Origin of the sequence: Wolbachia endosymbiont (group B) of Eupithecia inturbata (assembly GCF_964030915.1) — a bacterium.
Classification (GTDB): Bacteria; Pseudomonadota; Alphaproteobacteria; order Rickettsiales; family Anaplasmataceae; genus Wolbachia.
The window spans coordinates 1,372,830-1,398,980 of sequence record NZ_OZ034987.1; the positions used below are offsets into that span (position 1 = coordinate 1,372,830).

The 26,151-nt window shown below is 33.4% G+C and carries 28 protein-coding genes and 1 pseudogene; 8 read left to right on the forward strand and 21 right to left on the reverse strand.

All coding sequences use genetic code 11. The features are described 5' to 3' along the window. Nucleotides 1-174: 174 nt before the first annotated feature. Both dnaA and secF read left to right on the forward strand, forming a co-directional pair. Nucleotides 175-1,557 (forward strand): chromosomal replication initiator protein DnaA, encoded by a 1,383-nt coding sequence (dnaA, locus tag ACQH21_RS06580; protein ID WP_012481713.1) that lies wholly within the window; start codon nt 175-177, stop codon nt 1,555-1,557. A 157-nt stretch (nt 1,558-1,714) separates the two neighbouring features. Beyond that, nucleotides 1,715-2,590 carry a protein translocase subunit SecF gene (secF, locus tag ACQH21_RS06585; protein WP_425384113.1) on the forward strand — a complete coding sequence of 292 codons (876 nt, stop codon included), beginning with the start codon at nt 1,715-1,717 and terminating at the stop codon, nt 2,588-2,590. Nucleotides 2,591-2,595: 5 nt separating this feature from the next. On the opposite strand, the gene ACQH21_RS06590 is transcribed toward secF, so the two are convergent. Next, complete coding sequence (locus tag ACQH21_RS06590) at nt 2,596-3,120, reverse strand: TIGR02281 family clan AA aspartic protease (RefSeq protein ID WP_010401102.1); 525 nt, start codon at nt 3,118-3,120, stop codon at nt 2,596-2,598. A 113-nt stretch (nt 3,121-3,233) separates the two neighbouring features. Here ACQH21_RS06590 and yidC point away from each other — a divergent pair, with 113 nt between their 5' ends. The 3 genes from yidC to nusB are packed head-to-tail and all read left to right on the forward strand — an operon-like array spanning nt 3,234 to nt 5,831. Next, nucleotides 3,234-4,943, forward strand: coding sequence for a membrane protein insertase YidC (yidC, locus tag ACQH21_RS06595; protein WP_007302796.1), 1,710 nt, complete (start codon nt 3,234-3,236; stop codon nt 4,941-4,943). Further along, entirely contained in the window at nt 4,921-5,349 is a 429-nt protein-coding gene (locus ACQH21_RS06600) for a 6,7-dimethyl-8-ribityllumazine synthase (protein WP_007302797.1), read from the forward strand. The genes yidC and ACQH21_RS06600 overlap by 23 nt, the downstream gene beginning before the upstream one ends. Then, the gene (gene nusB / locus ACQH21_RS06605; RefSeq protein WP_064085381.1) at nt 5,349-5,831 is read left to right on the forward strand and encodes a transcription antitermination factor NusB; all 483 of its coding nucleotides are present in this window, start codon (nt 5,349-5,351) and stop codon (nt 5,829-5,831) included. Before ACQH21_RS06600 ends, nusB begins: the two co-directional genes overlap by 1 nt. Here the strand turns inward: nusB and ACQH21_RS06610 are convergent. After that, the gene (locus tag ACQH21_RS06610; RefSeq protein ID WP_425384114.1) at nt 5,814-5,942 is read right to left on the reverse strand and encodes a hypothetical protein; all 129 of its coding nucleotides are present in this window, start codon (nt 5,940-5,942) and stop codon (nt 5,814-5,816) included. The two genes, nusB and ACQH21_RS06610, sit on opposite strands and share 18 nt — an antisense overlap. A gap of 338 nt (nt 5,943-6,280) precedes the next feature. On the opposite strand from ACQH21_RS06610, the pseudogene ACQH21_RS06615 reads away from it, so the two are divergent. Continuing rightward, nucleotides 6,281-7,511, forward strand: a pseudogene (locus ACQH21_RS06615) (IS256 family transposase). A gap of 160 nt (nt 7,512-7,671) precedes the next feature. On the opposite strand, the gene ACQH21_RS06620 reads toward ACQH21_RS06615, so the two are convergent. The 3 genes from ACQH21_RS06620 to ppdK form a co-directional block, all read right to left on the reverse strand. Next, a complete protein-coding gene (locus ACQH21_RS06620) occupies nt 7,672-8,706 on the reverse strand; it encodes an efflux RND transporter periplasmic adaptor subunit (RefSeq protein WP_264375907.1) in 1,035 nt (344 codons plus the stop codon). Between the two features lie 257 nt (nt 8,707-8,963). Then, nucleotides 8,964-10,334 (reverse strand): hypothetical protein, encoded by a 1,371-nt coding sequence (locus tag ACQH21_RS06625; protein ID WP_264375908.1) that lies wholly within the window; start codon nt 10,332-10,334, stop codon nt 8,964-8,966. 184 nt (nt 10,335-10,518) lie between these two features. Beyond that, nucleotides 10,519-13,173 carry a pyruvate, phosphate dikinase gene (gene ppdK, locus ACQH21_RS06630; protein ID WP_425384115.1) on the reverse strand — a complete coding sequence of 885 codons (2,655 nt, stop codon included), beginning with the start codon at nt 13,171-13,173 and terminating at the stop codon, nt 10,519-10,521. Nucleotides 13,174-13,720: 547 nt separating this feature from the next. Here ppdK and fabG point away from each other — a divergent pair. Next, the gene (fabG, locus tag ACQH21_RS06635; protein ID WP_264375910.1) at nt 13,721-14,455 is read left to right on the forward strand and encodes a 3-oxoacyl-[acyl-carrier-protein] reductase; all 735 of its coding nucleotides are present in this window, start codon (nt 13,721-13,723) and stop codon (nt 14,453-14,455) included. A 93-nt stretch (nt 14,456-14,548) separates the two neighbouring features. After that, the gene (locus ACQH21_RS06640) at nt 14,549-14,884 is read left to right on the forward strand and encodes a TrbC/VirB2 family protein (protein WP_265041683.1); all 336 of its coding nucleotides are present in this window, start codon (nt 14,549-14,551) and stop codon (nt 14,882-14,884) included. Between the two features lies 1 nt (nt 14,885). Here the strand turns inward: ACQH21_RS06640 and ACQH21_RS06645 are convergent, their stop codons facing one another. The 16 genes from ACQH21_RS06645 to rplF all read right to left on the reverse strand — a co-directional run bounded on the left by ACQH21_RS06645 (nt 14,886) and on the right by rplF (nt 26,143). Beyond that, on the reverse strand, nt 14,886-16,175 hold the full coding sequence (locus tag ACQH21_RS06645; RefSeq protein WP_425384116.1) for a M48 family metalloprotease: 1,290 nt from the start codon (nt 16,173-16,175) through the stop codon (nt 14,886-14,888). 71 nt (nt 16,176-16,246) lie between these two features. Beyond that, on the reverse strand, nt 16,247-16,891 hold the full coding sequence (gene ribB / locus ACQH21_RS06650; protein ID WP_007302560.1) for a 3,4-dihydroxy-2-butanone-4-phosphate synthase: 645 nt from the start codon (nt 16,889-16,891) through the stop codon (nt 16,247-16,249). Nucleotides 16,892-16,894: 3 nt separating this feature from the next. Beyond that, the gene (greA, locus tag ACQH21_RS06655) at nt 16,895-17,389 is read right to left on the reverse strand and encodes a transcription elongation factor GreA (protein ID WP_007302559.1); all 495 of its coding nucleotides are present in this window, start codon (nt 17,387-17,389) and stop codon (nt 16,895-16,897) included. Between the two features lie 9 nt (nt 17,390-17,398). Beyond that, a complete protein-coding gene (gene atpA / locus ACQH21_RS06660) occupies nt 17,399-18,940 on the reverse strand; it encodes a F0F1 ATP synthase subunit alpha (RefSeq protein WP_007302558.1) in 1,542 nt (513 codons plus the stop codon). Next, nucleotides 18,937-19,485, reverse strand: a complete 549-nt coding sequence (atpH, locus tag ACQH21_RS06665; protein ID WP_064085599.1) for an ATP synthase F1 subunit delta — start codon at nt 19,483-19,485, stop codon at nt 18,937-18,939. Before atpH ends, atpA begins: the two co-directional genes overlap by 4 nt. 38 nt (nt 19,486-19,523) lie before the next feature. Then, on the reverse strand, nt 19,524-19,877 hold the full coding sequence (locus ACQH21_RS06670) for a YraN family protein (protein ID WP_010404733.1): 354 nt from the start codon (nt 19,875-19,877) through the stop codon (nt 19,524-19,526). Between the two features lie 11 nt (nt 19,878-19,888). Continuing rightward, the gene (gene rplQ, locus ACQH21_RS06675; RefSeq protein ID WP_010404731.1) at nt 19,889-20,317 is read right to left on the reverse strand and encodes a 50S ribosomal protein L17; all 429 of its coding nucleotides are present in this window, start codon (nt 20,315-20,317) and stop codon (nt 19,889-19,891) included. Between the two features lie 7 nt (nt 20,318-20,324). After that, entirely contained in the window at nt 20,325-21,392 is a 1,068-nt protein-coding gene (locus ACQH21_RS06680) for a DNA-directed RNA polymerase subunit alpha (RefSeq protein WP_264375913.1), read from the reverse strand. A 20-nt stretch (nt 21,393-21,412) separates the two neighbouring features. Next, nucleotides 21,413-21,799, reverse strand: coding sequence for a 30S ribosomal protein S11 (rpsK, locus tag ACQH21_RS06685; protein ID WP_425384117.1), 387 nt, complete (start codon nt 21,797-21,799; stop codon nt 21,413-21,415). Between the two features lie 24 nt (nt 21,800-21,823). Next, nucleotides 21,824-22,192 (reverse strand): 30S ribosomal protein S13, encoded by a 369-nt coding sequence (gene rpsM / locus ACQH21_RS06690; protein WP_425384118.1) that lies wholly within the window; start codon nt 22,190-22,192, stop codon nt 21,824-21,826. Between the two features lie 59 nt (nt 22,193-22,251). Further along, nucleotides 22,252-22,893, reverse strand: a complete 642-nt coding sequence (locus ACQH21_RS06695; protein WP_052265056.1) for an adenylate kinase family protein — start codon at nt 22,891-22,893, stop codon at nt 22,252-22,254. Further along, nucleotides 22,890-24,218, reverse strand: coding sequence for a preprotein translocase subunit SecY (gene secY / locus ACQH21_RS06700; protein WP_010404717.1), 1,329 nt, complete (start codon nt 24,216-24,218; stop codon nt 22,890-22,892). The genes ACQH21_RS06695 and secY overlap by 4 nt, the downstream gene beginning before the upstream one ends. Before the next feature lie 3 nt (nt 24,219-24,221). Then, on the reverse strand, nt 24,222-24,692 hold the full coding sequence (rplO, locus tag ACQH21_RS06705; RefSeq protein ID WP_006012263.1) for a 50S ribosomal protein L15: 471 nt from the start codon (nt 24,690-24,692) through the stop codon (nt 24,222-24,224). A gap of 3 nt (nt 24,693-24,695) precedes the next feature. After that, the gene (gene rpsE / locus ACQH21_RS06710) at nt 24,696-25,208 is read right to left on the reverse strand and encodes a 30S ribosomal protein S5 (RefSeq protein ID WP_010404712.1); all 513 of its coding nucleotides are present in this window, start codon (nt 25,206-25,208) and stop codon (nt 24,696-24,698) included. Nucleotides 25,209-25,220: 12 nt separating this feature from the next. Next, a complete protein-coding gene (gene rplR / locus ACQH21_RS06715) occupies nt 25,221-25,592 on the reverse strand; it encodes a 50S ribosomal protein L18 (RefSeq protein WP_052265059.1) in 372 nt (123 codons plus the stop codon). A 5-nt stretch (nt 25,593-25,597) separates the two neighbouring features. Then, nucleotides 25,598-26,143, reverse strand: a complete 546-nt coding sequence (rplF, locus tag ACQH21_RS06720) for a 50S ribosomal protein L6 (protein WP_010404706.1) — start codon at nt 26,141-26,143, stop codon at nt 25,598-25,600. Between the last annotated feature and the right edge of the window lie 8 nt (nt 26,144-26,151).

The window sequence follows — 26,151 nt, forward strand, 5'->3', positions numbered from 1 at the left end:
TGATTGTTTTTATTTCAAAAAAATGATCAATTTTAGTGCTTTTATACTCTTTACAACTCGTCAAAAAATCCTCATAATTTTAGATATGTATTAAGTAGTGTTAGCTTTTTATCTTGCAGTAAGCTATTGATTATCTTGCATCTTTCTGATTATTATTCTTTCTTGGTGTGGTATATGAACTTAACTAACCCTAAGGTTTCTACTATGTTTTTTGATCAGATTATTACAGTAACGGACCACAATGTTACTTGGGAAAAAATCCAAAATTATCTCCATAATCTCTATGGAGAAGCAACATATAACAGCTGGCTGAGTTCACTAAGATTTATCAGCAACAGAAATGGAGAAGTTTTGTTGTCTGTACCAACAAGATTTATAAAGGAGTGGATTACAGTTCACTACATGGAAAAAATATTGTCATTATGGCAAAGCGAAGATCAAAGTGTATGTTCTATTGATATTCAATTAATTGAAGAAAGAAATTCAAATTCTAATACGATACTAAAAAATAGAGAGGAAAATAATCATAATCTTGGTTCACCACTAGATACCAGATTCACTTTTGATAATTTTGTGGTAGGAAAGTCAAATGAGTTAGCATTTACAGCGGCAAAGCGTGTAGCGGAATCTATAGATCCAATATCAGGAAGCAACCCTTTATTTCTATATGGTGGAGTGGGACTTGGTAAAACACATTTAATGCATGCTATAGCTTGGGACATAGTCAATTCTCCGTCAGCAAAAAGAAAAGTGGTATATTTATCAGCAGAGAAATTTATGTATCAATATATTACGGCGCTGCGGAGCAAAGATATTATGTTATTTAAAGAGCAATTTAGATCAGTAGATGTATTGATGGTAGATGATGTGCAATTTATCAGTGGTAAAGATAGTACACAAGAAGAATTTTTTCACACTTTCAATGCATTGATAGACCAAAATAAACAATTGGTTATATCAGCTGATAGGTCTCCTAGTGATCTTGATGGAGTAGAAGAAAGAATAAAATCACGACTTGGTTGGGGATTAGTTGCAGATATTAATGAAACAACTTTTGAATTAAGACTTGGTATATTGCAGGCGAAAGTGGAACGAATGAATATGTATGTTCCCAAGGATGTCCTAGAATTTTTGGCAAGGAATATAAAATCCAATATAAGAGAACTAGAAGGAGCATTAAATAAGGTTGCTCATACCTCTTTAATTGGAAGAAGCATGACAGTAGAATCAGCTAGTGAGACCCTAATTGATCTTCTTAGGTCAAATCATAGGTCAATCACAATAGAAGAAATACAGAAAAAAATAGCTGAATTTTTCAATATAAAGATTGCAGATATGCAATCTAATAGAAGGCTCCGCAGTCTTGCGAGGCCGAGACAAATAGCTATGTATTTCGCAAAGAAGTTTACGCAAAAAAGTTTACCAGATATTGGAAGAAATTTTGGTGGTAGAGATCATGCTACTGTTATACACGCAGTCAAACAAGTGGAAAATTTCATAAGAACTGACCCAAAATTTGCTGATGAAATCAATCGATTAAAAAAGATGTTTAAGTAGCACTTTATTAATGACAACCAGGCTGTTTTCATTTTTTTGATCAAATATCTTTTTCAAGTAGATTAAGTAAATCAAAGATCATTATTAGTATAAGCTAAGAGAAAATAGCTAGTCGATTGCTTAAAAAGTATATAAAATCACAATTTAAGTAGGAAATATGGCAATTAGACTTATTCCAGATAATCTTGATATAAAATTTAGTAAATATAGAAATTTGACAGCACTTGTTAGCGTTATTCTTATCATTTTTTCAATGCTTACTTTTATGCTGCGAGGAATGAATTTGGGTATAGACTTTACAGGTGGAATTTTGATAGAGATAAAATCTTCAAGCAAGGATGATGCTATTCTCGGTATATTAAAAGAGAGTGGATTTACGATACAGAGTTCAAAAGCTGGTGATAACTTAGTTGTGCGGTTTAAAGATGAGGGAGATGAAGATAAAATTAAAAAGGTTAAAAGTATATTAGAGAGCAAATTAGGTAATTTAGTAACTTATCGCAAAATAGATTATGTTGGTCCACAAATAGGCTCAACGCAGATATTTGAAGGGATATCAGCCATGTTAATTGCAATTATTGGAATATTTTTTTATGTTTGGCTTAGATTTAACTGGCAGTGTGGACTTGGTGGAATAATGGCACTGATCCATGATGTGATTTTAACTCTTGGCTTTATCAGTTTAACGAGTATTGAGTTTAATATTTCATCAGTTGCAGCTCTCCTTACCGTAATTGGCTACTCAATCAATAACTCAGTGGTTATATATGATCGGATTCGAGAGTATCAAAAAAGTGGAAAAAATGCAAAAATAGGTGAAGTAGTTGATGCCAGCATTAATTCGACTCTATTTCGCGCTATGTTAACTTCAGGTACTACTCTTCTTGCCGCTCTTCCTTTAGTGCTGATTTGTACAGGTGTGGTCAGAGACTTCTGCTTAATCATTTCTTTTGGCATTGCAATCGGCACCTGTTCCGCAATATTTATCTCTGCTCCTATATTGACCTGCAGAGCGTTGATAAGTAGAGTATAGAACGTTTAACTACGATATAATATTAGCTTGTTATCCCTAATAGTGAAATGAAAATATCTCAAAAAGCTCATACCAAGTAATGAATGGGACATAGAGTGAGTATTAACACTAGCGTGCACATCATTAATTAAAAAATTTCCTATTTTAACTTGAGGTATTTGAACCACTCCAGCTTTTATTTGACCTTTTGCAGTTTCATATATTTTAAAGTCTTGAATGTTTTGTAAGTTAATACCAGCATGTAACGCATCTTTTTGCGATAGAACAATATCAGTTGCTCCGGTATCAAGCAAAAACGTTATATTACGATCATTGACTTGAGCTTGAATATAAAAATGTCCATCGTATGACTTTGTAAATTCGATACTTCCGCCATTTTGAACCCTTCCTTTGTACGGTAGAAAAGTGCTCAGAAACCTATTGCTTAGTTTATCCCCTTGTGAATCAATAAACATTGCAGTAATGACTATTATCAGTAGCCAAATAACTAGATTTTTTGCTGCATTCATATTATTAAAATTTGAAGCCATAAGAGTAAATTTTTAAGATTAGCGTTAAAAGCTATTATTAAAAATAAGTAAATTTTATTGTTTTAGTACAATATTTAATATATACTTTAAGGAGGTATGTTCGATTTAATTTCATGTCAGAAGCAAAAAATTTAATTTTAGCAACAATTCTTTCTATATTGATTATAGTATTATGGCATATTATTTATGATAATTTTCTTAACACGAGCCAAAGCCAACCATCGATTGAAAATATTGAACATATCGAATCTTCTAACGACCTTGCTCCTATGATATACCAAAATCGTTCTGAAATTATTAATTCTACTAGAGAACAGAGAGTTAATTTAACCAATAACATGCTTGAAGGATCAATTTCTCTGAAAGGTGCAAGGTTTGATGACTTAATCTTAACTAACTACCACTTAGAACCGAGTTCTTCTTCTCCACAAGTGGTGTTACTGTCACCTGCAGAATCAAAAGATGTATATTTCGCAGAATTTGGGTGGCTCGATCCGAATGAAAAGATTAAAGTTCCAGATTCTAAAACAGTATGGCAAGCAGATAAACTCAATCAAAAAGAGGTCAATTTATTTTGGGATAATGAAAATGGCATTTTATTTAGAATGAAAATTAGCCTTGACGATAACTACATGTTTAAAGTTGAGCAAATTATTGAAAACAATACAAAAGATAATGTAGTTTTGGTTCCCTATGGTAAAATCAATCGTAAACGTGATAATATTAACGAATCCTATTGGATATCACATGAAGGAGTACTAGGTGCATTTAACAATAAACTAGAGGAGTGGACATATAAGGATATTTCCAAGAAACGTTTAATAAAGGCCAGCACAAGTGAAAAAAGTTGGTTTGGTTTTGCTGATAAATATTGGTTTACAGCTATCATACCTGAAAAATCTGATCAAATAAATGTAAGTATTAAGCATACGAATGTTAATAACATTGATAAGTTTCAAGTAGATTTTGTTAAACCTTACAAACACATACTCCCTGGTGCAAGTGTTTCTACTCTGAACTACTTTTTTGCTGGGGCAAAGAAGTTGAATTTACTTGATTCTTATAAAGACACTCTTAATATACCTTTATTTGATAAGGCTGTAGATTTTGGTGTACTTTATTTTATAACCAAGCCAGTGTTTTTACTGCTTGAATATTTTAACTTTGTTTTGAAAAATTTTGGCTTAGCAATATTATTGCTAACTTTAGTAATCAAACTTTTGATGCTTCCCTTATCTAATAGATCATATATTTCGATGTTCAAGGTGAAAAGCCTGCAGCCTGAATTAACTCGTATAAAAGAGTTGTACAAAAATGACAGCTTAAAGCAGCACAAAGAGACAATTGCGTTGTTCAAGAGAAACAATGTAAATCCAATGTCGAGCATTTTCCCTATGCTCATACAAATACCAGTATTTTTTGCTCTGTATAAAGTATTATTTGTTACTATAGAGATGAGACACGCCCCTTTTTATTTATGGATTAAGGATCTTTCAGCTTCTGATCCAACAAACATTTTTACATTATTTGGGTTGTTTAATTATAACTTTCCTATTTCTATAGGCATTTTACCTATAATTTTCGGCGCTACCATGATAATTCAGCAGAAGCTAAGTGAGAAAGATCAAACCAGTAAAGATGATATTCAAGTAAATGTTATGAAGTTTTTACCTTACATTTCTGTCTTTATTTTTTCTTCTTTTCCTGCCGGCCTGGTAATATATTGGATATTTAGTAATATTATAACTCTGGTTCAACAATCATTAATAAAGTTGCTTTTAACAAGAAAAGTAGGAATGAATGTCGAAAATACTAATAGTTAATTCAGTTTATTATACTGAAATAGCAAACCTTTTGCTTGAGGGTGCAACTGATAAATTCAAAGGAAATAATATTGGTTACGAGATAATTAAAGCGCCTGGTACGTTTGAGATACCAGCTGCAATTCTTTTTGCGGTCAAAGGCAAGAATACTAATTATGATGGTTATTTAGCTCTTGGATGTGTAATTCGTGGTGAAACTGATCATTATAAATACGTTTGTAAAGGAGTAATCGAAGGCTTAAATGCAATTGTTATGCATCATGCAATACCTCTTGGTATGGGAATAATCACAGCAGATAGTAAAGATAAAGCACTAATTAGAGCTGACAAAAATAAAAAGAACGTTGGTGGCCATGCAGCCTCAACTGTTTTGCATATGATAGATCTACACAATAAATTAAAATAATGGAGGAAAAACCAGTAGATAAAAAGTGGCGCATAAAAAGAAGTACGGCAAGATTTTTTGTTGTACAAGTTGCTTACTCAAATATTTTCGTAGGTTACAACAAAAGCACTTTTAAATTGGAAAATTGTGAACTTAAGGACTACATAAGTACGTTGAAAGATATATTTGAATGTGAAGAATTTGAACATCAGTTCTTAGAAAACTTGTTATGTAAGGTTATAAAAAGCAGTGAAGAATATGATAAAATAATAGAGTCTTATTTACACCCAAGCTGGTCACTTTCACGATTAAATCTTATAAGCTTATCTATTTTGCGTGTTGCAGTATGTGAGTTAATTGATTTTGATACACCAGCACCAATTGTTATTAATGAATATACTAACATTGCATCTGATTTACTTGATGCTCCAAACAAAATTGGCTTTATTAATGGGTTGTTAGATAAGGTAAAGGATGCAGTCAGACTAAATAAAAACCCTTAGTAACTTCTCGTAAGGTATTCGTTCAGTAGGGTGGCAAAATAAGATAGAAAAGACAGCTATAGAAATAAATGGTGTTATCCAATATGATGGCAGTGCTCCTTTTTCTGTCATCCCAGTGCTTGACACTGGGATCGAGATTGCAAGTAATGCATTCGGTTTGGTAAGTATGGATTTTGCGTTATAGAATGAAACACTTTTGGTAAAGAAAACTGGATCCCAGTGTCAAGCACTGGGATGACACCACTTTTGCTTCGATATTTACACATTAGTCATGCATCTGAACGGATACTTTGAGACAGCTTCTATAATAAGCTTAAGTAACCTAACACTAAAAAGTGAAGGGCAGACTTATTTAGTCTACCCCTTTTATACTTAATGGGAATGTTCAAAAAAGTGTGTCAAACCGAGAAATAAAAATAAAATAGAAACAAAAAATAGAGGTTTGATATATGAGTTACAAAATAGAAAATGGAACGACTGGCCTGGTAGATTACAAAGAGCTGGAAGCAAATATACTGTCATCAATAAGGGAAGGTAAACCATTGATGGGGAGAGATGGAGCATTAACACCATTTGTAAAAAGGCTGCTGGAAGCAAGTCTAGAAGGTGAAATAGAGCATCATTTATCCAATGAAAGAGAAGAAAAGAATCGAAGAAACGGAAAGAATGGCAAAACTTTGAAGACGAGTATTTGAACTATTGACACCAAGAGATAGAGAGGGAAGTTTCGAACCACAGATAGTGAAAAAAAGGCAAACAAGCTTACATCCAGAACTTGAAACAAAGGTCTTGAACATGTTTGCAAGCGGTGTGGGATACAGGGATATAGCATCCTATGTGGAAGAAATCTATGACCATAAAATATCTGCAGCAGAGATATCTGGAATTACAGATAAATTACTGCCTATAATCAATGAATGGAGGAGTCGTCCCCTACAATCAGTATACCCGATAGTATTTATGGATGGGATGTTTTTTAAGGTCAAAGAGAATGGACATTGCATAAGTAAATGCATGTACAATATATTAGGAATAGACCAAAATGGCAGAAAAGAAGTACTGGGTTTTTACTTAGCAGAAAGTGAGGGAGCTAACTTCTGGCTAGGCGTATTAAATGACTTAAAAGAGAGAGGAGTAGAAGACATTTTGATAGCTTGTGTTGACGGTCTGAAAAGCTTCCCTACAGCTATAAATAGCGTATTTCCCAATGCTGAGGTACAGTTATGCATTGTGCACCAAATAAGAAATTCACTAAAATACGTATCCAGCAAAGATATAAAAGTTTTTATGAATGATTTGAAAAAAATATACCGTGCTACAAGTAGAGAAATCGCCGAAAATTATTTACTTGAACTGGAGGAAAAATGGGGTGAAAAATATCCTTTAGTCATAAAATCGTGGCAAAACAATTGGGAAAATTTGTCTAGTTATTTTAAGTATTCTGGCCCTGTTAGAAGGCTAATTTATACCACCAATCCAATTGAGGGGTTGCACAGACAAATCAGAAAATTTACTAAAACCAAAGGTTCATTTACCAGTACAAATGCCTTGTACAAATTGGTATATTGTGCTATAAAAAAGATAGAGCAAAAATGGGCTATGGCTTTGCCTAATTGGGCTCTAACTATATCTCAACTTGATATCTTTTTTCCTGATAGGTTAAAAATTGAGTTGAACTAAAAATTCGCTTTGACACACTTTTTTGAACATTCCCCTGTTCAACTGTATCTGTTTAGGTGCATGTGAAACCAGTGCTTCCTTTCTTGTCATCCCAGCTTTCATAATGTCATTCGAGTAGCCCCTTCGGTGTCATTCAAGTAACTGACACTGAAGTTATGTCTTAAACCTTATCACCAGGCTTAACAAATAGATGGCCCAATGTTATTAACTTTATAGGCTTATCTTCGTTATTTACCACCACCCAAACACCATCGTTTTCATGATCAACAATTTCTATTGGTGTAAATACTACATAATTATTGTCATCAACAATCTTTATTCCAAGAACACCATCGTCACTTAAGCTCAAGGCTGAAGAAGGAATTTTATATGCAAATTTTTCACCTGAAGGTAGGCTTACACTAGCAGTCAGTCCTTGCAAGGATATAATTTCATTATCAGTTACCTTGACCTCCACTCTATAAGATCCAGTTTTAGGCTCAGCAATTTTACTAATAAAACTCACTTCACCTACTAATTCCCTTCCGTCTAGCAAATTAATTTGCGCTGCACTACCCAGTTTTATTTTATTTACTTCATTTTCTGAAACATACAACACTACAAGAACCTGATCAAAATTAACTATGTCAGTTATCTTATGTCCAAGATTAACAAAATCCCCTTCATTTACGTTGATCTTATCTATATAACCATCAATAGGAGATTTAATCGCAGTGTTTTCTAAATCCAATTCTAGCCTTTTTAGGTCAGCTTTTGCACTCTGCAATGCAGTAAAAGCTGATTCCACTCTTATCTGTGCTCCATAGCCTTTTTTATTCAATTTTCGAGAGGAATCATACTCAATTTCACGCTGATTTAATAAAGCTTTGGCTTTCTCAACCTGTGCAACTCTGTCATAATCTTCTATCTTTAAAATTACATCGCCTCTTTTTACTTTTTCACCATCAGACAAATAAATAGCAATAACTTGACCACTTGTTCTTGAAACAAGGCTGACCCTATGCAAGGGATTTACCGTACCAGAAAAATTTAAATATACAGTGCGATTTTGTGGAGTATAATCCTGAGTTTTTACTGAAAAACTACTAATTGGATTATCACTATGAACCGCCTGATCTTTTTTTAAAAATGTACTGTTGATAAAAAACAGTAGAATAAGAGCAATACCAGAAACGATGATTACTTTGTTTCTCATCCTTAAACAGTAAAATTTATTGACCAATCTTGTTAGAAATAACTGCATAAGTTTTCGAATCAGAAGTGTAAGTATAACACAGCTATTGTCACTCTATAAATAGTTTTATATGAGCAAGTTTTCTTACAATAAATAAGTTTTTATTGCAAAAATGCAATTTTTAATCAAATAAAAAAGTTGTGCATAAAATTTCCATCATATTATATGATGAAAATAAGAATATTGTAACAAAACTAAATATATATTTAAACAGAGCTTTAGCCCATCACTAAACCAACACCCAATTGCTCAACACTATCAATTTTAATTTGTAAAGTGCCCTTTATAAATTTATTAGCCTGGTCTGTACTCATAAAAACTGTATGTTTATTGGGCATTAATTTTTCCATATCTGCTCTATTTTTTTTATCTTGCAAATGAGGTTCGCAAATATAGCTATACTTTTTAAAATCTAGAAGTTTAGCAAAGCCATCACGATCATTCTCATGGTGAAAAGCAACATTTATACCTACTATTTCGTCCGTTTCTTGCAGCTTTCCATCTTTATCTATTACCTGTGCCTTAGCAAGCGCAACTGTAGGCTTATGGCCATAATTTGCTCCAATAACCCTTCTTATTGAATGTTCTATTGCTATTTTTTGCACTTCAGGACTTTCATCAAACTCTTTCAAAAAATTAAGGTGTAAGTTAATATATTCAGAGTATTTCAATCTGTGTTTTTTATGTATAGTTGGTTTGTAGGACAGTTCATTTGTAGGTGACTTATAGTTTGCAAGAAGCAATTTTTGTTCATATTGCTCATTAAATTTCTTTATCTTTTCAAAATGTCTTTCATATTGAGTCAATCCATCTTTCCCTTTTTTCTCCATCCTTTTCAAGAATTCCTCTACTGGCTCTCGTTTGGCTAGATTAATTTTGCGTGTAAGCGGAATTTGTTTTTTCAAGCTAATCCAATATGGTAAGCAAACAACTTTCGCATCTTTCGAAAATAGACCTTCTAACTTTTTCACTGCATTGTATAAGTTTGCTGATTCTGGTTTATAATGCCCGCTATTATTGTCTATATAAGTTATTTTACCATTTACCACTTTCATTAAACCAGAACATAAAATCGGCTTACCGCCTGCAAGAGTTGAATGACGATAAGCCCATTCGCTTTTGTTAACATTAATATGTTCATGAGTTACTAATTTTCCATCAAGCGTGATAACATAAGCTACACAACCTTTTTTACCCTTACTAATTTTATCAGTTGTATCATATAATTTGCCCTCTAAGTTGTATAACTTAAGTTCCCCATCTTGCTCGCCAATAAATTTTCTTTGATCAAATTGTTCATCAGAGTTAAAATACTTAACCCTTGTATTAGTTCCAGGAATTTTTCTTCCTTCAACTCCAACTTCTGGAAACAAATTATATCGTGGAAAAAAATAAGTAAAATTATTCTCTATCCAATACAGAATCTTATTTATGATACCAAAAACTTTTCTATTACCTAAATCAATAGAGAGTTGCTGTTCCTTTGGTACTGCTAGATGATTGGACTTTGTACCAGACTTGCCAAATTCTTTGGCAGCATATTTAAACTTTTCTAGTAAATATTCCTTACGTTCTTTTGATATTGACATTTTTACCTCACTCACTATTATTTTATCCTATATTATTTTAGACAAAAAGTCAATCTTTCTTAAGATATTAAGAAAAGAAAAAGCAGCAGCAAAATAGCTAAACTGACTTAGATTTATCGACAATTTGAAAAATCATCATTCCGCTACTTGTTAGCGGAATCTATGTTCGCACAGTTAGTTATCGCTATTTACCCAACAAACTTATGCTAAGCTGTGCTGCCACTAATTTTGCAACCAGTACTCTATAAGGCGAGCATGACACATAATCAACCCCTGATTTGATGAAAAACTCTATGGACTGTGGATTCGCTCCATGCTCTCCACATATACCAAGTTTAATTTCTTTTCTGGTTTTTTTGCCCCTTTCGATAGCTATTCTGATTAATTCCCCTACCCCTTCGACATCTAGCACCTCAAAGGGATCGTTTTTGAATATGTTGCTTTCCTTATAAGAATCGAGGAAATTAACTGAATCATCTCGTGAAAGTCCCATAGTTGTTTGTGTTAAATCATTAGTGCCAAAACTAAAAAATTCTGCGTGTTTTGCGAGTTTGTCAGCAATAAGTGCTGCTCTTGGCAGTTCTATCATCGTTCCAATTGAATAGTTCACATCGAAATTTTCGGCTTCTTTCTTTATTAACTCGCATATCAGAACAAACTCTTTCTCGCTCATGATAAAAGGAATCATGATTTCAGGTTTCACTTCTATCTTCTTTTCTTTCCTTAATTCACTTGCAGCACTGAGTATTGCCCTAATCTGCATTTTATATATTTCAGGATGAGAAATGGCAAGTCTACAACCTCGATGGCCAAGCATTGGATTTTTTTCTGATAACTGTGCTATTTTATTTTTTACTGATTCAACTGACTTATTCAGTGATTTGGCAATTTTCTCTATAATAGATTGATTGTGGGGCAAAAACTCATGTAGAGGTGGATCAAGTAAACGTATAGTAACCTCCCTGCCCTCCATAATAGAAAATATTTCTTTGAAATCAGACTTTTGCATTTCTTCGAGTTTATTTAATGCATTTGTCCTTTCATTTTCATCATCAGCTATTATCAACTTTTGAATGAATTCGATTCTATCACTAGCAAAAAACATATGTTCTGTACGACATAATCCTATACCTTCTGAACCGAATTCTTTTGCAATTTTTGCATCTTTTGGAGTATCAGCATTCGCTCTCACCTTCACTGTTTTGATTTCATCTACCCAGTTAATTATCGTTTTGAATTCTTGAGATAATTCAGGCAAAATTGTAGGAAGAATACCAAGCATAACCTCTCCTGTTCCTCCATTGATGGTGATTGATTCACCTTTATTTACTTTTATATCCCCTATAGAAAGAAATTTTTCATCTTTATCAATATAAAGTCCATTTAGACTACAAATGCATGGTTTACCCATTCCACGAGTTACAACAGCGGCATGCGAGGTCATACCTCCTCGCGCTGTTACTATTCCACTTGCAGCATTCATTCCATTAATATCTTCAGGGCTCGTCTCTGATCTTACCAAAATTACTTTTTTACCCTGCTCTGCAGCTTTTTTAGCATCACTTGCACTGAATACTACATATCCAGAAGCAACACCTGGAGAAGCTGGCAGTCCTTTGCCTATTACTTCTTGATCGATTTTAACATCAAGAACTGGATGCAATAAATTGTCAAAAGTTTTTGGATCAATTCTCAATATTCCTTCCTCTTTTGTAATCACTCCTTCGTTTACCATATCAACTATTATGCGAATAGCAGCTTCGGCTGTGCGCTTGCCAGACCTAGTCTGCAAAATCCATAACTTACCGTCCTGTACAGTAAATTCGATATCCTGCATGTCCTTATTATGACTTTCAAGTTTTTCACATACCGCGCATAATTCTCGGTAGACACTTGGTAGCAACTTCTCCATGGTACTTTCTTGCTCCCCGTCAATTGGCATAGGAGTATAAACACCAGAAACCACATCCTCACCCTGAGCATTAACTAAAAACTCACCAAAAAGCTTTTTTTCTCCAGTTGAAGGATTACGTGTAAATATCACGCCGGTTGCAGAATTATCATTTAAATTACCAAAAACCATTGCTTGCACGTTGACCGCTGTTCCAAGGTTTTCAGGAATATTATGTATTCTTCTATAGGAAACAGCCCTATCATTTTTCCAAGAGGCAAATACTGCATTAACTGAGTTTAACAATTGCTCTTCAACGTTCTGCGGGAAATTTTTTCCTATTTTCTCACATACTATCTCTTTAAAATCATTAACAATTTTCTTTAAAACATTAACATCAAGATCAGCTAAGCTTTTTACTCCACTCTTTTGCTGCTCATTATCAATAACATCTTGAAATAGGTGATGATCAAGCTGTAGTACAACATTGGAGTACATCATGATGAAACGGCAGTAGCTATCGTAAGCAAAACGTTCGCCACTTTTTTTTGCAAGCCCAACAACGGTTTCATCATTTAGACCAACATTTAAAATAGTATCAAGCATGCCCGGCATTGAATTCACACTACCAGAGCGTATGGAAACTAATAAAGGATTATTTGAATCCCCGAATTTACAACCGATGTCACTTTCGAGCATCGCCATGTAGTTTTTTATCTCGTTACGTAGATCACAAGACAATTCATTATCTTGACAATAGGCCTGACAAACAGCAGTGGAAATTGTAAAACCAAGTGGAACAGGAATGCCAATGTTACACATCTCTGCCAGATTTGCTCCCTTCCCTCCTAGTAGATTTCTCATTGCTGCATTACCTTCACAGTTGCTTTGGCTAAAGTAATATATTAACTTTTCTTGCATTTTTTTCGGATTTTCACTAATAAACATACTATACATACTATTCTAATAAATTTGTCAGGCAGGAGTAATAAATTTTGTAAAATTCAGCACAATTAAATAGCCTCTTTTCCTTTCATTCTAGTGTCCCTATTGTCATTCAAGTATTCTTTCCTGTCATCTCAATGACCTCTATGATGTCATTCCTGTTGGAGTATGAATGTAGCCTTATCTCACACTCCTGTCATCCCAGTGCCCAGACACTGGGATCCAGAAGACTGATCAAGTAATAAGAACTAGTCACGCGCTGGCTCTCTTAAATTACTTTAGCTATAAGTGTTAAGAAATTTACCAGTCAAAAAAAGGCAAAAGAATCCACATGGTGCTGATTTTATTACTGTAATTGATAATGTGCTAACGCTTAAACGAAGCGTGTTTAGGCTGAATAGAAAAAAATAAAAAAAGGCATGCAGCCGCCATAATTTCGCCAATAAACACAAGATTTGTCAAGAATCTTCTATTAAATGAAAGTTATGAAAAAAATCTATTGCAAGTCTTTTAATATTCTGTTAAGAGCTGGGATAATATAAAAATTATCATGTTCGGATTAGAAGACAGGAAATTTCTGATTACTGGTGCATCAGGCGGAATAGGGCAGGCAATTGTAGAGGTTATGCATAAAGCCGGAGCAACTTTATGTATCTCTGGCACAAAAAAAGAAGTACTAGAAGAAGTTGCTAAAAAATATGAAAAAAACATTCATGTACTTCCTTGCGACTTATCAAATCCTGAAGAGGTAAATCAACTAATAAATAAAGCAAGTGAGTTGATGAAAGGCTTTGATGGGCTCATATGCAATGCAGGCATTACACAAGACAGTTTATTACTGAGAATGACAGATGAATCATGGCAAAAGGTGATTGATATTAATTTGAGCTCTACATTTACACTAAATAGAGAAGCATGCAGGAAATTAATTAAAAATAGCTGGGGAAGAATTATAAATGTTTCCTCAATAGTAGGTTTAACAGGCAATGCCGGTCAAGCAAATTATGCAGCTTCTAAAGCTGGGATAATAGCCATGAGTAAATCTATAGCAAAAGAAGTTGCAAGTCGCGGTGTAACAGTAAATTGCATTGCTCCTGGGTTTATAGATACTAAGATGACTGAAGTTTTAAATGAAAAACAAAAAGAAAAAATATTAGATAATATTCCAATGCAAAGAATGGGAACAGGGAAAGAAATAGCAGCAGGGGTATTGTTTTTAGCAAGCGACGAAGCAAGATATATAACGGGGCATGTGCTTAACATCAATGGTGGGCTATTTATGTAGCAACACTTATTTATGGACAAACTATGAGTTTTACCTTAAAATAAATATATATAAATTTAGATTCACACTAGTTTATTACTTGGAGGCAAAAGAATGAGCTATATAATAAAAAAATTTTTTAATGCTTTATGTATAGTGCTGTTTCTCTCTTTTTCAGATTACGCAAATGCTGCTACTGATATAGATGATACAACTGCCCAAGTAATATGCAATATTATTGGTTATATTTGGGGAATAGGTGGGCCACTTATGACTGTAGTCATAATAGGTGCAGCTTTGCTTGCAATATTTGGTAGAATGCCATGGCCAGCTCTCTTTGCCCTAGGTATGTTTTGTGGTGTATTTTTTGGTGCCAAAGCGATTATAATGAAAATTATACCCGATAGCATTAAACAAGGTAGTATGTTGAGCAAGTGTGGGGAAAAATAACTTAAAAATCAGGATATTTTTGTGTGTATTGTTCCTTCATGTCTTCAATCTGTAACAAATAATGACTGTCTTTCGGTAAAGTTTTAACAGCTACCTCAGCGTATTTCATAAATTTCTCTAAATCACCTTCAATACAAGCCTTCTTTGTCAAAGCAAAGTAATACATTGCCATATCAGCGCTACGTTTATATGCAATACTTAAATACTTCCAGACAAAAGCGTTATTTGCTTCTACGCTTGCAATCTGCTCCAGGTAAAAAATTGCCTTCTCTACGTCACCGTATAACAATAAAGTATGAGATAATGCAAGTTTCACTAAATAGTTATTCTTCTCAGATAAATATCTAAGTGATTCTTCATACATTTTTATTGCTTCACTTAAATTTCCAGCTTTGTATAACATCTCCGCTTTTAATTCATATAAATAAGGATCATTGCGTGACTCTTGAATCAATGAATTAACTTTAGTAATAGCCTCTTCTATCTTTCCTTGCCTATAGTGAATTACAGCATTTACATACTTAGAACTACCTTCATATTTATTAGATAACACATGAATAGGAGCAAAGAAAGAGTCTAGCTTTGCAACCATACGCTCAAACTTCAGCAATTTATCTGCAAGGATTGGTTTTATATTGTTTTTAATCTTATAATTCTGTACAGCAAATATACGCTTATCACTAAGTGGGTGAGTGCGGAAATACTCTTCAGTGTTTTCATGCTCAATACTCTTAAAATAGTCAAAAATCTCTTTCATACCCAAATTATCATAGCCAGATTCATCTAGGTATCTTAAAGCATAGCTATCTGCTACACTCTCTTGCTCTTGAGAATAGTTAAAAAACAACCTTGAACTAAGCGTTACACCACTAAGCAAGATTGCACTCGCAACCTGAGGGTTAATGACAATACTAGAAACTAATCCTACCATATAACTAATCATTGCTATTGATTGAAAATAACCTATAGCACTACTCATTTGTAATACATGACCAGCAGATATATGAGCAATTTCATGTGCTAATATACCAAGTAAGACATAAGGTTCAGTCGAATATTGTAAAAGCCCTAAATGAATGAAAATGCTATTATTGTTAATTACAAAAGCATTAATCGATCTATCATCAACTATAAAAACTTTTATTTTATCATTATCAATACCCGCAGCAGAAAATAAAGGTTGCGCTAGATCCTTAACTACCGCTTCCACTTCACTATCTCTAATAATACTAACAGAGTAAGCGCTATTACAGTATACGAAAAAAAATAGTAAAACAAAAAGCTTAGACATGGAAATTCCTTGTTTGTATAACTTTGAGGAATTTTATATTTTAACACTTAAACTATACGAATCTATAAACGCTAGTTTAAATTTTGAACGTAACTGATAAGTTTATCAATGGTAGTTAACTTAATATTATGTTGTTCAGCAAATTCAAGCAACTGGGGTAAGCGCATCATAGAGCCATCATCATTCACTAATTCACAAATAACTGCAGAATGATTACATCCCACTAACTTAGCTATCTCAACACTTGCTTCAGTATGACCAGCACGTTGCTCTACTCCACCCTCATGTGCAATCACAGGAAAAATATGACCGGGAGTTATAATGTCATCCTGAGTTCTATTTTTATCAATAGCAACATGTATAGTTTTTGTTCTATCCTCAGCTGAAACACCCGTAGTAATACCATAACGTGCATCAATTGATGTAGTAAAAGCAGTATGATTTTCACCAACATTTTTTTTTTCCATGAAACTAAGGCCTAACCTTTTCATGTGAACTTTAGTCATTGCTAAACAAACAATCCCTGTACCGTATCTAACCATAAAAGCCACATGTTCTGGCTCTAATTTCTCAGCTAATACAATCAGATCACCTTCATTCTCTCTGTTTTCATCGTCAACTAAAATGAATAATTTACCAGAACTAGCATCCCTTAATACATCTTCCACAGAAGAAATACCGGGTAGACTAATTGAAGGATAAGTTACTTGTACCATGATTTACTTAAACTCAATCTTAACTATTTTATACAATTTCTCTCCATTTGGCACTATCACTTCCACATACTCACCAACTTTTTTGCCAATTAAAGCACTACCGAGTGGTGAATCCGTAGAGATCAACTGCTTTGAAGCATCAGCTTCATACCCACCTACAATCTTATAAACATATTCTATTTCACTGTTATCATCACCGAGCATGCTTACCGTAACAGTTGCACCAAACATTACTGTATCACCAGACAAATTTTTTACTTCTATCACTTCTGCATGTGAAAGTTTACTCTCTACCTCAATTATGCGGCCTTCAATAAAACTTAATCTTTCCCGTGCTGCATGATATTCTGCATTTTCAGATAAATCGCCTTGATCACGAGCATCAGAAATAGCCTGTATGATAGAAGGTTTTTCTTCCTTTAATTTCTCAAGTTCGACTTGCATACTCTCAAAACCTTCCCTTGTAATAGGAAACTTGTTAACAATGGATGAAGTCATAATCACCGCCTAAACGCAATTAAATTGAGTGACAAAATCACTCACAATACCAAGAATATCATCTTTTATATCATCATTCATGTCACCTGACAACTTTTTTAAAACTCCAGGGTGAACAGTTTGAAAATAATTGATAAGATCACACTCGAACCTATTGATGTTGCTCACCTGTACCTTATTTAATTGACCATACAGATTAGAAAAGATATACATAAGCAATACTTGCTCTTCTATTTGCATAGGTGAATACTGTTTTTGCTTTAATAATTCAATAAGGTATTTACCTTTGTTTAAGGACAATTGAACAGTAGCATCAAGATCAGAACCAAATTTAGCAAAGTCTTCCAGTTCTCTATATTGGGCCAAACTCAGCTTTATAGAACCAGCAACTTTTTTCACAGATTTCAATTGTGCAGCAGAGCCAACCCGAGAAACCGATAAACCTATATTCACTGCAGGGCGAAATCCTTTGTGAAACAATTCAGACTCAAGAAAAATTTGTCCATCGGTAATTGAAATCACATTAGTTGGAACATATGCAGATACATCACCAGCCTGAGTCTCAATAATCGGCAAAGCAGTCAAAGATCCCTGTCCTTTTTCATCAGACATTTTGGCAGCTCTTTCAAGCAAGCGAGAGTGTACATAGAATATATCTCCAGGATAAGCTTCACGACCAGGAGGACGTCTGAGCAATAAGGACATCTGCCTATATGCCACAGCATGCTTAGATAAATCATCATATACCACCAAGCAATGCATTCCATTATCACGGAAAAATTCTCCAATAGTGCAACCGGTATAAGGTGCTAAAAATTGCATAGGCGCGCAGTCAGATGCGCTAGCCACAACTACGGTTGTATACTCTAATGCTCCACTTTCTTTTAGCTTATTCACCACTTTTGCTACTGTCGAAATTTTTTGTCCAATAGCAACATAAACACAGTAAATTTTTTGATTTTCGTTTACCTCATCATTAATCTTCTTCTGATTGATAATAGTATCAATCGCAATAGTGGTTTTACCAATTTGTCTATCGCCAATAATTAATTCACGTTGCCCTCTACCTATAGGAATCAACAAATCTATAATTTTAATTCCTGTCTGCAGAGGTTCATGCACAGATTTACGGTCAATAATACCTGGCGCTTTAGATTCTATATACATTTTGTTCTTGGCTCTAATTTCTCCGCCATCGTCTATAGGATCGCCTAATGCATTTACAACTCTCCCTAATAATTCATGACCTACAGGCACCTGTACAACATCACCACTACATTTTACAACGTCCCCTTCTTTTACATCACGGTCATTGCCAAGCACAACTATTCCAGCTGTATCATGATCTAAATCAAGAACTATTCCTTCTACACCGCTTGCAAAAGATACCTTTTCACCAAACTTTGCTTTTTCCAGCCCATAGACCAATGTGATACCATCCGTTACTGAAATTACTTCACCTATATTTTCTCGTTTTATAGGATTATCAAATGTCTCAACCTTCTCTTTTATTATGTTTACTACTTCAGAGGCATTTATGCTATTCTTCATATACAATTCCTTATTTTCAACATTTCCATTTTACTCAAATCAACCAATCTATCCAAATAACTCTTAAGCGAAGCATCAATCAAGTTAAAACCATACCTAACTACAAAGCCACCTAGTATAGAAGGATCAACCACATGACTGACTTTTATTATTTTACCAAGAAAGTTCAAAGATTCAGTAATTATTTTTATATCAGGTTTCTTTAAAATCTCTGCTGATTTTATAGTAATTTCCAATTCATTTTCACTTTCCCTTACAAGATTTAAGAATTTTTCTAATATAAGGATTAATAAACGGGAGCGCTTGTTTGCAAGTGTAACCATAATAAATTTGACTAAGTTTTCACTCAAGTTCTCCTTTATAGAAAGTATCGCTTCTTTTTTGTGCAAAAGAGAAACCATAGGATGAGATAGATACACAAAAACATCTTGATCTTTAAAAAAAGCTAACAAAAATTCTACTTCTTTTCTTATAATACCTAATCTGCTTCCTGAGACATGAAACAGTGCTCTAGCATAAGATGAAACTAAATTATTGTTTTTCATATTCAATTACCTGTTCTAGTAAATCTAAATTATTTTAGCTACCATTGTTCAATCCAAGCATTTTTTATATAAATAGGTCTTCTCCTTAAGGAAAGAAAACATAAATCATATCTGACTGAATAATCTAAAAAATCAAGATTTTTACTTAAGAAATATTTAGAAGAATTTATAATAGACTGACACTGAAAATGAGATATCGGTACTTCTTTTCCAAATAAACTTGTTTTAACTTCTATAAAAATCAGCTCCCTTTTTTTAGATACAATTAAGTCAATTTCACCCAACTTACAACGGAAGCGACGTTTTATAACATTATAGAATTTCAGCTTTAAATATATCGAAACTAACAATTCTCCAAAGTAACCTACAAAATAGCGTAACCTACTTACCATAAAAAGAATAATTAGCTTTGTGTAACTACTTTGCTTCCTTTTTTATTTTTACTATAAATCTCACCTTTTGCTGAAATATCTCTATCAACTAGCTCTATCACTGCCATTGGAGCGCAATCACCCTTTCGAGTACCAAATTTTATTATTCTAGAATATCCACCTTTACGGTCTTGATAACGATTAGCTAGAACGCTTAATAATTTATCAACTACTAACTTACTATTATGAAGACGTGAAAGCAAAAGCCTTCTACCATGTAAAGAATCGTTATTCTTAGCAATTGTAATAAACTTTTCCACATATGGACGAAGTGCTTTAGCCTTTGGTAAAGTAGTTACAATCTGCTCATGATTAATTAATGAGATAGATAGATTCTTTAACATTGATAACCTATGCTCGGTACAACGAGACAGTTTATTTTTCTTTATTCCATGTTTCATATACTACCTAATCCTCATCAGTATGTTGTTTAGCCAGTTCATCTATATCCTTAGGCGGCCAATTTGGTATATTCATACCCAAAGACAAACCTGAATTATTTAAAATTGCCTTGATTTCATTCAAAGACTTTCGGCCAAAATTAGCAGTTCTTAACATTTCAACTTCCGTCTTTTGCACAAGATCACCTATATAAGTGATATTTTCATTTTTCAGACAGTTATGAGATCTAACAGATAATTCCATTTCATCTACTTTACGCAATAGAACAGGATCATAGCCCAAATCTTTAGCACCACTAGACAAAGAAACCTGCGATTTTTTATAACTCATATCAGAACTAATAAAAGGCTGAAATTGCTCCTGTAATATTCTTGCAGCATAGTCAACAGCTTGACTTGGAGAGATTGTACCATCAGTTTCAATTGACAATATTAGCTTATCTTTATCAGTAACTTGACCAACACGACTATTCTCTACTCTATACGAAACCCTCTCGACAGGACTATATAAAGCATTAACTGGAATAAAACCAATTAAATCTTGTTCATTCATAAGCTTTAAAAATTCATTTTCTTTATATTTATTTACAGGAAGATAACCTTTTCCGCTAGCAACATATATAGTAATGTTAAGCTCCACATCTTGACCTAGTGTACATATCACCAAATCTTTATTAACAATAGAGCATTGGTCATCAGTTTCTATCATTCCAGCTAATACTTGACAAGGCCCTTTAGCGCTCAAATTTAAGCACTTATTAGACGTGTTATTTAACTTACATCTCAACATGCCCATATTTAATGCTATATCAGTTATGTCTTCCCTAACTCCTTGGATCGAAGTAAATTCATGATTCACGCCTTCAATTTTTATTCCATAAACAGCACTACCGCGAAGAGAAGACAACATTACACGCCTTAATGCATGACCCAACGTTAAAGCAAAACCACTTTCCAAAGGTTCTAGAACTATATCACCTTTTTTACTTGAATCACCTGATATTACCTTAATCGCATTAGGCTTAGTTAATCTATCTAAATTTCCACAGAAAGAGACATTATCACTATAATACATACAAAAACCTTCCAAATATCCTATACTCTTCTTTTTTTCCTTAGTCTACACCCATTATGAGGTATCGCCGTTTTATCTGCAATTGAAGTGACAGTCAATCCACAATTCCTAAGTGCTTTAACTGCAGCTTCTGCACCAAAACCAGGACCACGAATTATTACAGAAACAACCTTCATACCAAATCTCTCTATTACTTTCTTCGCAGCAGAATCGGCAACCTTACCTGCAGCACAAGGTGTGGATTTTCTCGAACCAGAAAAACCACATGCACCAACAGAAGTCTGGTAAAGCGTATTACCACAAACATCAGTCACATTTACAAAAGTATTATTAAAAGTTGCACGAATATGGACAATACCAGTAATAAACCTTTTTGTATTCTTACCAACCGTTTTAACTTTTTTCATAAAAACTCACGATAATAACAAATTTTATTTTTTTCCAGCAATAGGCAATTTAGATCTGCCTTTACGAGTTTTAGCATTAGTATGGGTTCTTTGTCCCCTCACAGGCAAACCTTTTCTATGCCTTAATCCTCTATAGCAACCGATTTCCATTAAAGATTTTATATCCATAGCCACTTTTTTTCTGAGCTCACCCTCTATGACATATTTTTGCCTAATAAAATTACTAATTTTCTCTATATCTTCATCTTGTAATTCTGAAACACGCTTACGCTCATCAATTTTACAGCTACGACAAATTATATTCGCAGTAGTAATACCTATACCATGTATATAAGTTAATGCAAAAGGAATACACTTCTTCACCGGAACATTTATGCCTGCAATACGTGCCACTGATACCTCGATACTTTATTAATAATAACTCTTAATTTATACCATAAAACAACTTATAGTCAAATCAAATTACAAGAAATTTTACTTTCAATCTCTTGCATTACTCTATCAACACTCAAATTAGCGTTAATTGTTAACAACTTGTCCTTATAATACTCGCGCAAACCCTCTATCTGAGAATGATATTCTCTTATCCTCTTATTAATTGCAAGCATATTAGCATCATCAATTCTCTTCTCCAATCTCGTACTTTTACATTTAGCACAAGTAGTATTCTTAAAAGAAGATATACTATATATACTTTTACAATCCAAACAAGTAAGACGATCTTTTAATCTATCAATTGCAATATTATCGTCAAGCTGCAACTCAATTACAAGATCAACATCCCTATTGCATCTTTTTTGCAAAACTTGAGTTAAAAAATGAGCTTGATTTAAATTTCTTGGAAAACCATCTAACAAAAAATCACCATCTATTAATGCAAGCTGGTCACACAATAATTTACATATAACTTCATCTTGAATTAAATTACCAGATTCAACAGTATCCTTTATTCCTTTACCTAATTTACTCCCACTAGATATAATATTCCTTAATAAATCTCCTACTGAAACTAATTTAAAATTATACTTTGCTATTAACAAACTGGACTGAGTACCCTTACCAGAGCCAGGAGGACCAAAAATTGTAATAATCACTTTAGTCTCCTTGTTTTAGACTCATATTTCTTTATCCAACTATCGTACCTATTTGAAAAAACATAAGATTGTACTTGCATAATAGTATCAGTAATAACGTTAACTATAATCAGCAAGCTCGTCCCACCAAAAATAAATGGTATATCATAATGATACCTCATAATTTCAGGTATAGTACATATTACCACCAAATACGCAGACCCAATAAATGTTAATTTAAAAACTATATCTTGAAGATAATCAGAAGTATGTTTTCCAGGCCCTCTACCAGGAATAAAACCACCATTTTTCCTAAGAAAATCAGCATTTTCCTCTGGATTAAATATAAAATTGGTATAGAAAAAATTAAAAAGTACTATGAGTATTAAGTAAGTTATAATGTACATCACTTTATTTGCCATAAAGTAGTTTAAAATAAAATCAGCAATGGCATGACCTTTATAGAAATTTGCAATTGAAATAGGCGTTAATAGAATTGCGTTAGCAAAAATAGTTGGTATTACACCAGATAAATTGATCTTCAATGGAATGTAAGTAAAATCATCATTATGTAATTTTTTAAACTGTTTTTTGGGATATTGAACAATTACCTTTCTATAAGAAGATTCTGTAAAAATGACTAAAAGGAGCAGTAAAAAAAACAATGCTATAACAAAAAGGGTAATGAAAAACGACATACTACCATTTTTATTTAATGTTAGCAGAGATGATAAAGCATTATGTAATTCAGATGTTATGCCAGTAAAAATGATTAATGAGATACCATTGCCTATACCGCTCACACTGATCCGCTCACCAAGCCATATTAAAAATATAGTTCCACCTAAAAGGCTAAAGACACCTATAGTACGAAACATAATACCAGGTTCAACTACAACTAATACCCCTTCCCTATTCATTCTTTCTAACCCTATTAAGATCGTAATTGATTGAAAGATACAAAACACTATAGTCATATAGCGTATATAAGAGTTCATCTTTCGACGTCCTAACTCTCCTTCATTTTTAATTTCATTGATTCCTTTAACGGCAGAAGATAATAATTGCATAACTATGGATGCAACTATGTATGGCATAACGTTTAACGCCAAGATCGTCATTCTAGCTAAAGCGCCACCAGAAAATAAATTAAATACTCCAAAAACACCAGAACTCTCTTTTGGAAATATATCATTGATTATATCAAGATTAACTCCAGGAATAGGAACATAAGTGCCTAAACGATAACAAACTAAAGCCATTAGCGTAAAAAATATACGCTTTAGTAAATCACTTTTATATAACAACGTAGAATCCAAACTATTAAATGCAAATTTACTGCTCATGATTTACGATAGTATTTCTACACTACCACCAACTGAAGCTACAGATCTTTTTGCAGCTTCTGATGCAAAATCAACATGAAACACAAATTTTTCGCTTAATTTACCCTTATTAAGAAGTTTGATTTTACTTTTAACAGATCTGATAAAACCTAATTTATGCAGTAGCTCCTTATCTATGATAGAATCCTTGACTATTTTTTTAGCTTCCATTAAGCACTGTACATCACCAACATTAAATATAGAGTATAAGTTTTTGCGTATAGGCTTAAAACCTCTTTTAGGTAAACGAGTATATATAGACTGCTGTCCACCTTCAAAACCATTTATAGAAACGCCACTTCTCGCTTTTTGCCCTTTATGCCCCCTACCAGATGTTTTACCTTTACCACAACCAATACCTCTACCTAATAATTTAGGCTTCTTTTTCTTAGATAATTTGGTAAACACAGAATTTAATTTTACAGCATCATTCATACTTTACCTATTTCCAACTATCTCACTAATCTTTTTACCCCTCTTACCTGCCACTTGGCGAGGAGATAACATAACATCAAAAGCCTTAAATACTGCACATATAATATTATGGGGATCATTTGATCTAGTAGACTTAGCTACCACATCCTTTATACCTAATACCTCAAAAACCGACCTCATTGCTCCACCAGCAATAATACCTGTTCCAGTTCTTGCAGCTCTTAAAACTATCTCACCAGAACAAAATTTAGCTTTAATATCATGATGTAAAGTTCTACCTTCACGTAAGTACACCCTAATCATCGACTTCTTTGCAGCATTTACAGCTTTCACTCTTGCTTCAGCAACCTCTGCGTGTTTACCTATTCCACATCCTACCCTACCCTTACCATCACCAACAACAACCAAAGTTGAAAATGAAAATCTTCTACCACCTTTAGTAACCGTTGTTACCCTTCGCACTGAAACCAAAAGTTCTGATAAATCATTATTATTTTGTAAATTCTTTACAGCCATATTTAAAACCTTCTAAAATTTAAATCCAGAGCTTCTTAAAGCCTCAGCAAATTGAGAAATCAATCCTGTATACTTATATGCTCCCCGATCAAAGACGAACCGCTGCTGCAATTTTGTACTAGGCAGACGCTCAATCAATAAAGAAGAAACCTGTTTTATAGTTTCAGCATTGACCCTACCTTTACATACATTCCTAATTTTATCATCCAAAGTAGAAGCAGAAGCTAGGGTTATTCCTTTTGCATCGTTAATCAACTGAACGTAAAAATGTTTATTAGACTTAAATACGGATATACGTAAACGTCCAGCGCTCTTATCGAGCTTCGCTCTATTACGAAGTTTCCTTTTTTCATAGCTACTTAAAAAATTATACAATCTTTTCATTTTAATTACTTCTTTTTATTTACAACCTTACGCAGCATAAATTTGCCTTTTATTACAATACCCTTACCTTTATAAGGATCATATTTTCTAATTTTGCATATATCAGAAGCCACCATATAGACTTTTTGCTTATCCATACCGCGAATCACTAAATGAGTTGGCTTTATACACTTAATCTCAACGTCTTTAGGCACTTTATACTTAATATTATGACTATAACCAAGATATAAAGTCAAATACTTATCATCACATTCTGCTTTATACCCCACACCATTAATCTCAAGATCAACAGAAAAATCATTAACCATACCGTTAATCATGTTATTAATATTACTTCTATAAGTGCCCCATATAGATTTTATTTTATCATAATCATCCCTGCCTTGATCAACAGAAAGTAACAATTGATTATCAACTATCTGACACAGAATGCCACTACACAAGTTCAGCTCTTTTTCTGCCCTAACACTTCTTATTAATACCCTACCATCATTATATTCAACTGAAAGATCAGCAGGAATATTGATAGGTGCGGCACCTATACGAGACATACATTTCT

Excerpts from the sequence above, each read along its gene's own strand:
- ACQH21_RS06645 (WP_425384116.1), bottom strand. The coding sequence starts at position 16,175 with ATGTCTAAGCTTTTTGTTTTACTATTTTTTTTCGTATACTGTAATAGC.
- rplR (WP_052265059.1), bottom strand. The coding sequence starts at position 25,592 with ATGAAAAGATTGTATAATTTTTTAAGTAGCTATGAAAAAAGGAAACTT.
- ACQH21_RS06640 (WP_265041683.1), top strand. The coding sequence starts at position 14,549 with ATGAGCTATATAATAAAAAAATTTTTTAATGCTTTATGTATAGTGCTG.
- ACQH21_RS06620 (WP_264375907.1), bottom strand. The coding sequence starts at position 8,706 with ATGAGAAACAAAGTAATCATCGTTTCTGGTATTGCTCTTATTCTACTG.
- ribB (WP_007302560.1), bottom strand. The coding sequence starts at position 16,891 with ATGGTACAAGTAACTTATCCTTCAATTAGTCTACCCGGTATTTCTTCT.
- greA (WP_007302559.1), bottom strand. The coding sequence starts at position 17,389 with ATGACTTCATCCATTGTTAACAAGTTTCCTATTACAAGGGAAGGTTTT.
- fabG (WP_264375910.1), top strand. The coding sequence starts at position 13,721 with ATGTTCGGATTAGAAGACAGGAAATTTCTGATTACTGGTGCATCAGGC.
- dnaA (WP_012481713.1), top strand. The coding sequence starts at position 175 with ATGAACTTAACTAACCCTAAGGTTTCTACTATGTTTTTTGATCAGATT.
- atpA (WP_007302558.1), bottom strand. The coding sequence starts at position 18,940 with ATGAAGAATAGCATAAATGCCTCTGAAGTAGTAAACATAATAAAAGAG.
- secY (WP_010404717.1), bottom strand. The coding sequence starts at position 24,218 with ATGAGCAGTAAATTTGCATTTAATAGTTTGGATTCTACGTTGTTATAT.
- secF (WP_425384113.1), top strand. The coding sequence starts at position 1,715 with ATGGCAATTAGACTTATTCCAGATAATCTTGATATAAAATTTAGTAAA.
- rpsK (WP_425384117.1), bottom strand. The coding sequence starts at position 21,799 with ATGAAAAAAGTTAAAACGGTTGGTAAGAATACAAAAAGGTTTATTACT.
- rplQ (WP_010404731.1), bottom strand. The coding sequence starts at position 20,317 with ATGAAACATGGAATAAAGAAAAATAAACTGTCTCGTTGTACCGAGCAT.
- ACQH21_RS06600 (WP_007302797.1), top strand. The coding sequence starts at position 4,921 with ATGTCGAAAATACTAATAGTTAATTCAGTTTATTATACTGAAATAGCA.
- ACQH21_RS06610 (WP_425384114.1), bottom strand. The coding sequence starts at position 5,942 with ATGACAGAAAAAGGAGCACTGCCATCATATTGGATAACACCATTTATT.
- nusB (WP_064085381.1), top strand. The coding sequence starts at position 5,349 with ATGGAGGAAAAACCAGTAGATAAAAAGTGGCGCATAAAAAGAAGTACG.
- rpsE (WP_010404712.1), bottom strand. The coding sequence starts at position 25,208 with ATGGCTGTAAAGAATTTACAAAATAATAATGATTTATCAGAACTTTTG.
- yidC (WP_007302796.1), top strand. The coding sequence starts at position 3,234 with ATGTCAGAAGCAAAAAATTTAATTTTAGCAACAATTCTTTCTATATTG.
- ACQH21_RS06680 (WP_264375913.1), bottom strand. The coding sequence starts at position 21,392 with ATGTATTATAGTGATAATGTCTCTTTCTGTGGAAATTTAGATAGATTA.
- ppdK (WP_425384115.1), bottom strand. The coding sequence starts at position 13,173 with ATGTTTATTAGTGAAAATCCGAAAAAAATGCAAGAAAAGTTAATATAT.
- ACQH21_RS06625 (WP_264375908.1), bottom strand. The coding sequence starts at position 10,334 with ATGTCAATATCAAAAGAACGTAAGGAATATTTACTAGAAAAGTTTAAA.
- rplO (WP_006012263.1), bottom strand. The coding sequence starts at position 24,692 with ATGAATGATGCTGTAAAATTAAATTCTGTGTTTACCAAATTATCTAAG.
- ACQH21_RS06670 (WP_010404733.1), bottom strand. The coding sequence starts at position 19,877 with ATGGTAAGTAGGTTACGCTATTTTGTAGGTTACTTTGGAGAATTGTTA.
- rplF (WP_010404706.1), bottom strand. The coding sequence starts at position 26,143 with ATGTCTCGTATAGGTGCCGCACCTATCAATATTCCTGCTGATCTTTCA.
- atpH (WP_064085599.1), bottom strand. The coding sequence starts at position 19,485 with ATGAAAAACAATAATTTAGTTTCATCTTATGCTAGAGCACTGTTTCAT.
- ACQH21_RS06590 (WP_010401102.1), bottom strand. The coding sequence starts at position 3,120 with ATGGCTTCAAATTTTAATAATATGAATGCAGCAAAAAATCTAGTTATT.